The organism is Candidatus Methylarchaceae archaeon HK02M2 (assembly GCA_024256165.1).
Classification (GTDB): Archaea; Thermoproteota; Nitrososphaeria; order Nitrososphaerales; family JACAEJ01; genus HK02M2.
Map to the genome: position 1 here is coordinate 1 of JAKLZG010000054.1, position 5,434 is coordinate 5,434.

Consider the following 5,434-nt stretch of genomic DNA (forward strand, 5'->3'; position numbering starts at 1 on the left):
TAAGTTCAGGAGGGTATTCATTTCCACCCATATGATGACTCGTATTTGGAATAACCTTTACATCATCCATGTCAAGATCGACAATAGTATAGTATGGAACCCTTCCGAAATGCTCCCCAACAAAGTCATCTAATCCATTTTCACCTTCAGTAGGTATACAAATTTTCATATGTTACCACCTTTTCCTATATCAGTTAAAAAAAGTAGGGTATTCCTTAGTAAATAGTTTTAAGGAGTTTCCTTTTCTTCATTAGATAATTCCTGTAGCCTTTTATGTATTGCTTTAAGCTCTTCCTCTAAATCTTTGATTGAATTCTCCAAGTAAGCTTTCTCGTCTTCCCTGCTAGGCGCTGGAAATTCATATCTCCCATAAGGGGTTGGTCCATAATACCCTTTCCACCAAAAACCTCTACCTCGTCCCCTGAATCCGCGTCCAAAGCCTCTACCCCAACCTCTTCCAAAGCCTCGTCCGAAACCGTGGTGAGGGTTCATATATCCTGGAACTGAATACCCTGCACAATACCCTGCAGCCCAACCTGTCCTAGGTCCATGACCCCAGGGACCTGTTCTATCTCCATATGGCATATCTTTTCTTTCACCTCCTATATTTTATCTAAGAATATAATCACCACCTTCGATATGGATTGCACGACCATCAACAAGTGCTTTTATCACTTTTTTCCTTGCGCGTTGCAGATCGTTCCAAAGTGTTTTCCTTGAAATTCCCATTCTTATTGCAGCCTCCTCTTGAGTTAAATTCTCAAGATCGACAAGTCGAAGTGCTTCAAGTTCCTCAAAGGTGATCACGGTGGTGTTATCAGAAGAGTTTATCAATCCATTTGGTCTGAAGTAAGTTGTTTCTGGAATTTGCTCAATCCATCTTTTACCTCGACATCTGCCACGTCTTCTTTTCCAACCACATCCATATCTTGGCATGATTATATATTATTACTCATATGAGTAACAAATATAAATATATTTCTATTTATGAATCCATCTAAATTGAACTTAAAAATAAACAAGAATACTTAAAATAATTCTTCTTTTATATAATTTAAAGTGTTTAGATATAAAATTCCAGATGTCGAAAAGATAAAGAAGAAACCTCCAAAGGCCTTAGCCTAGTTTATGATTCGTTCTTAATATCGCTTAAATAATGCACTTATTGAACACATTTATCAAAACCATCATATGTACCATCCCATTTTATATCAAAGGTCTTTGTAGGGTTATTACCAATGCCTGAAAAAATAGATACTTCGAGACTATACTTTCTTTCTGGTTCTAAATACATAATTCTATCTGATACAGTCTCTATCTTATCAGTATTCATTCTCAATCTTAATACATCTAGTTCCTCCGATTCCTTAGCGTTGATGGTTATGGGTCCAAATATGTCATCTAAAGAGTCATAAATGGTCGGGTCAAGTTTGATCCAATGAAGTAATACTTGGGGTGTTAGTCTCATACAGTCTTTAATCATAGTGAGTTTAGCTTCACAATATGTTGCTGGCGTCCTTCCAAAATTTCTTACTACCATGCGAAGTAATTTAGATTTTGGTCCGTAAAAACCATGATCTTCACTCTTTATGTCAATATATGGTTTAATCTTATTGTACTCCTTAAAATCGATCTTAAGGTGTGGTCTCCTCCACTTTTTTGCAAGTCTTTTACTATATGTTCCAGACGTAACTACATCGACTTCTTTAGAAGCTATTTCTAAAGATGAGTTTTTAATCGCCTTAATAAAATCATCAGTATCTATAACTATTGAATTATTACTGTTTATTTTCTGTTTTATCTTTTTGTCGTGATCTTTAGACATAACGAGATTATATGTTCTTATTATTTATTCTTATTATTATTTATTCATTACAAAGATTTTTTCATCCACAGTATGTAACCTTTGTACTGTGGGCAATTGCTGGCATAATACTTTTCCAACACTGGATTGTCATCATGCTGGGTATCCCAATTATACCTTTGACATATATTGGTTTAATCAGAGCAGATAAAGACTTGATTAAGAAGTTTGGAGATGATTACAGACATTATATGGATAAGGTGCCAAGAGCAAACTTTTTGCTTCGCATCATACGGTATCTACGACGTAGAAAGAACATCGAGGACCGTGCCTCATTTCGTTAAGTTTTTCTGAATCTCTGGACTTGAAACCTTGTCAAAAAGTTACTATTGCCCAGCTTTAAATCCCAGATCAAAAACTTTTTTATTCAATTCAAGATACCTTTTTGGTATTACTTCTTTCATCCCTTTTAAAATGGATTGTTTCTTTAATGGAATTAATTTTTTTGCAGAAGCATAGCCTAATATATAGATGTTCGTCGATATGATGCCTCCTGTTGTATTTTTTACTTTTTCAGAAGCATCTAATGTGATCACATTAGCTGAAAATGATTTTAAAGCATTGATTATATAATTTAAAGATGGATACTTCTCTTTGGCGACAAAGATAGATAATGGAATTACTTCATATGAATTGATCAAGAAGACAGTTTTATTCTTCTTTGAACCATAATAGCAAGCACGCAAAGCCTCTAATGGTTCTAATCCTATTATTAAATTCGCTTTCCCTTCTAAGACAAGAGGGGAGTATATCTTTTCTCCGAATCTTACATGGCAAGGTATCGTCCCGCTTCTTTGAGCTAGACCATGCAATTCAGAAGTCTTGACATCCAATCCTTCCCTTAGGGCAGACCACGCTATTACATTTGCTAGTGTCAGTACTCCCTGTCCACCTATGCCAGTAACGATTATATCAGACTCTGTCATCTTACCACCTTTATTGCCCTTTTTGGACAGATACGAACACAGACAGCACAACCTGTGCAAAGATCTTCGTTTATATCAAATACACCATTCTCTACAGATATTGCTGGGCAGCCCAATTGATACAGACAGATACCACATCCATTACATCTGCTCTTATCTATATTGAACTTAGGTATTGCTTTTCCTTCTCTTCTCTTTCTTCTAACAGCAAGTAATTGACACTCTCTTTTTGCTACTATCACAGAAACTTTATCATTTTGTAAAAATTCTCCTACTGTTTTTTCCATCTCTTTTACATTGAAAGAATCCACAACCTTGACGTTCTCAACTCCACATGCTTTTACTATATCTTCGATGGCAATCGCTTTGGTCTGATCCCCCATCCCAGTTACGCCTACGGTAGGGTTTGGTTGGTGTCCAGTCATCGCTGTTGTCCTATTGTCAAGAATTATTATCAAGGGGTTGGATTTATTGAAAACAGTGTTGATCAACGCTGGAATTCCGGCATGGAAGAATGTTCCATCACCGATAAAGGCTATGACCTTCTGATCACTGACTTTTTTAATCCCATGAATCAATCCTTCACTTGCACCCATGGAGAATATGATGTCTTGGGTTTCAAAAGGAGGAAATATTCCTAAGATATAGCAACCTATATCCCCAATAAATGTAGTATCTTCTCCTGTTGCTGATTTAGTTGCGAAGAATGTAGCTCTATGAGGACAACCAGGGCACATGAGGGGAAACCTCCTTGCTATCTTCAATTTATTATAATCTTCTTTATGAGCGATAAGATCATAGTCGAGTTTCTTTCCAGTTATCTTGCTTATTGTGAGTAGTATCGCTTCCTCAGTGAGCTCACCAGCTGTTGGCAGATATCCACTTCTCCCGAATACTCTTAATTCTGGATTCACATCCTTTGCTAAAGAGTTTATGCTTTTTTCTAGAATTGGCTCGATCTCTTCAACAACTAAAATAGATTTTAAATTTTTTATAAAATTCCTTATCTTTTCTTCAGGAATAGGGTAGGTTAATCCCAACTTAAATACAGGTAAATTCATTTTTAGATGATCCAAAGCATCCATAACGTAATTAAACGAGACTCCTGAAGCTATTATGCCAAGATCGTTTTTAACATCCTCATTTACAAAAAAATTTATTTCGATTTCTTCAGAAATCCTTCTTATTGCCTCCAATTTTCTATGTAACTCTTTATGAGTTTCTATGATATAGGGTGGGAAATTCCTGAATTTTATGGAATCTTTTAAAAATTTTCCCTTTGTACGTCCTTTAACAATTCTACCAAGTGTTACAACCCCCCTAGTATGGCTGACTCTTGTCGTCAATCTTAAAAATACAGGCAGATTGAACTTCTCCGATAAATCAAATGCAATCTTTGTGAAATCCTTGCATTCTTGTGAATTTGCGGGCTCGAGCATAGGTATGTGTCCTAGACGGGCATAATATCTGCTATCTTGTTCTGATTGGGCACTACTCCAACAGCTAGGATCATCTGCAACCACTATGACCATGCCCGCTCTTACTCCTACATATGCTAGAGGAAACGCACTCTCGGAAGAAACATTCAACCCATATTGCTTAAAAGAGACTGTAGATCTTACACCGGAAAGTGCAGCACCTGCTGCACCCTCTAGAGCAACTTTTTCATTCGTGCTATATTCAAAGTATATGCCAACCTTATTGGCAACCTTTGCGAATGTATCGCCTATCTCTGATGTTGGAGTACCAGGAAAAGTAGAAGCAAAACCGACTCCAGATTCCAAGGCACCCCTGACTATTGCCTCATTCCCCAAAAGAATAATTTTCATTCCATTTTCGTTCAGAAGTATCTTCTCAGACATGTCAATAATAATTACTTCGCCCTTCCCTTTATCTATTGTTTTACGATTAAATTGCATAGTTCTGCAAGACAATCCAAACGATACATAGCAAGTTCTTATAGAGAAAGTTACCCTATCATGGAATATCTCAAGAAGACATAATATGATCCGAGTATTTTTTATTCGATTTTAAGAAATTAGGCGAAAACATTAGAAATGTATTATCGGCATGATTCATAAATGTGTTAAAAATCTATTTTAGAAATTATTAAAACGGTAAGCAATTAGCGTTTCTATGATCTCTTTAGATTTCTTATTAGCATTACGTTCAAGCTCAGAACGGTCTTCCTTTATCTCGATGAAATTGTTAAGAGACTTGATCGTTTCTTTGGCTCTTAAACGAGCATTCTCTTTATCGACAGGTTTGAATCCTTGAAGTTTTTTAGGCCCTTCATTTCCTCCTTCCGAAAAATACCAATCTTTGAATCCTGCCCAGCAACCAGCTCGGAAAATCAGATACCCTATAGGAGTGATTATAGGTGGCATCCCCAATTTCAAGGCTTGTGAGGTATCTTTGTGTATTTCACTCTCTCCCCAGAACATTTCATAAGAAACCATCAAGCTCCCTCCATTTGGAATTAACCCACCTATCTTTCTGAAAAGCTGAATATCTAATCCTAACTCTTGAAGATTTAGAGTCACTTTATTGAGAGAAATCTTCTCATAATAATCTGCGTCCATCCATCCCCTGATCCCTGATGATTTGCGACCTGTACTAAAGATACCTGTCAATATATGAGGAT

General features: G+C 36.5%; 6 protein-coding genes. All 6 read right to left on the reverse strand.

The features are described from left to right. Nucleotides 1-228: 228 nt before the first annotated feature. Complete coding sequence (locus L6N96_04405) at nucleotides 229-585, reverse strand: DUF5320 domain-containing protein (GenBank protein MCP8323401.1); 357 nt, start codon at nucleotides 583-585, stop codon at nucleotides 229-231. Nucleotides 586-609: 24 nt separating this feature from the next. After that, complete coding sequence (locus tag L6N96_04410; protein MCP8323402.1) at nucleotides 610-936, reverse strand: DUF134 domain-containing protein; 327 nt, start codon at nucleotides 934-936, stop codon at nucleotides 610-612. 226 nt (nucleotides 937-1,162) lie between these two features. Beyond that, nucleotides 1,163-1,825: a hypothetical protein gene (locus L6N96_04415; protein MCP8323403.1), complete on the reverse strand. Its 663-nt coding sequence runs from the start codon at nucleotides 1,823-1,825 to the stop codon at nucleotides 1,163-1,165. A 365-nt stretch (nucleotides 1,826-2,190) separates the two neighbouring features. Next, nucleotides 2,191-2,790 carry an indolepyruvate oxidoreductase subunit beta gene (locus L6N96_04420; protein MCP8323404.1) on the reverse strand — a complete coding sequence of 200 codons (600 nt, stop codon included), beginning with the start codon at nucleotides 2,788-2,790 and terminating at the stop codon, nucleotides 2,191-2,193. Then, on the reverse strand, nucleotides 2,787-4,709 hold the full coding sequence (gene iorA / locus L6N96_04425) for an indolepyruvate ferredoxin oxidoreductase subunit alpha (protein MCP8323405.1): 1,923 nt from the start codon (nucleotides 4,707-4,709) through the stop codon (nucleotides 2,787-2,789). Before iorA ends, L6N96_04420 begins: the two co-directional genes overlap by 4 nt. Before the next feature lie 180 nt (nucleotides 4,710-4,889). Further along, on the reverse strand, nucleotides 4,890-5,434 hold a 545-nt coding region (locus L6N96_04430; GenBank protein MCP8323406.1), incomplete at its 5' end, for a DUF1122 family protein.

Excerpts from the sequence above, each read along its gene's own strand:
- L6N96_04405 (MCP8323401.1), bottom strand. The coding sequence starts at position 585 with ATGCCATATGGAGATAGAACAGGTCCCTGGGGTCATGGACCTAGGACA.
- L6N96_04410 (MCP8323402.1), bottom strand. The coding sequence starts at position 936 with ATGCCAAGATATGGATGTGGTTGGAAAAGAAGACGTGGCAGATGTCGA.
- L6N96_04415 (MCP8323403.1), bottom strand. The coding sequence starts at position 1,825 with ATGTCTAAAGATCACGACAAAAAGATAAAACAGAAAATAAACAGTAAT.
- L6N96_04420 (MCP8323404.1), bottom strand. The coding sequence starts at position 2,790 with ATGACAGAGTCTGATATAATCGTTACTGGCATAGGTGGACAGGGAGTA.
- iorA (MCP8323405.1), bottom strand. The coding sequence starts at position 4,709 with ATGCAATTTAATCGTAAAACAATAGATAAAGGGAAGGGCGAAGTAATT.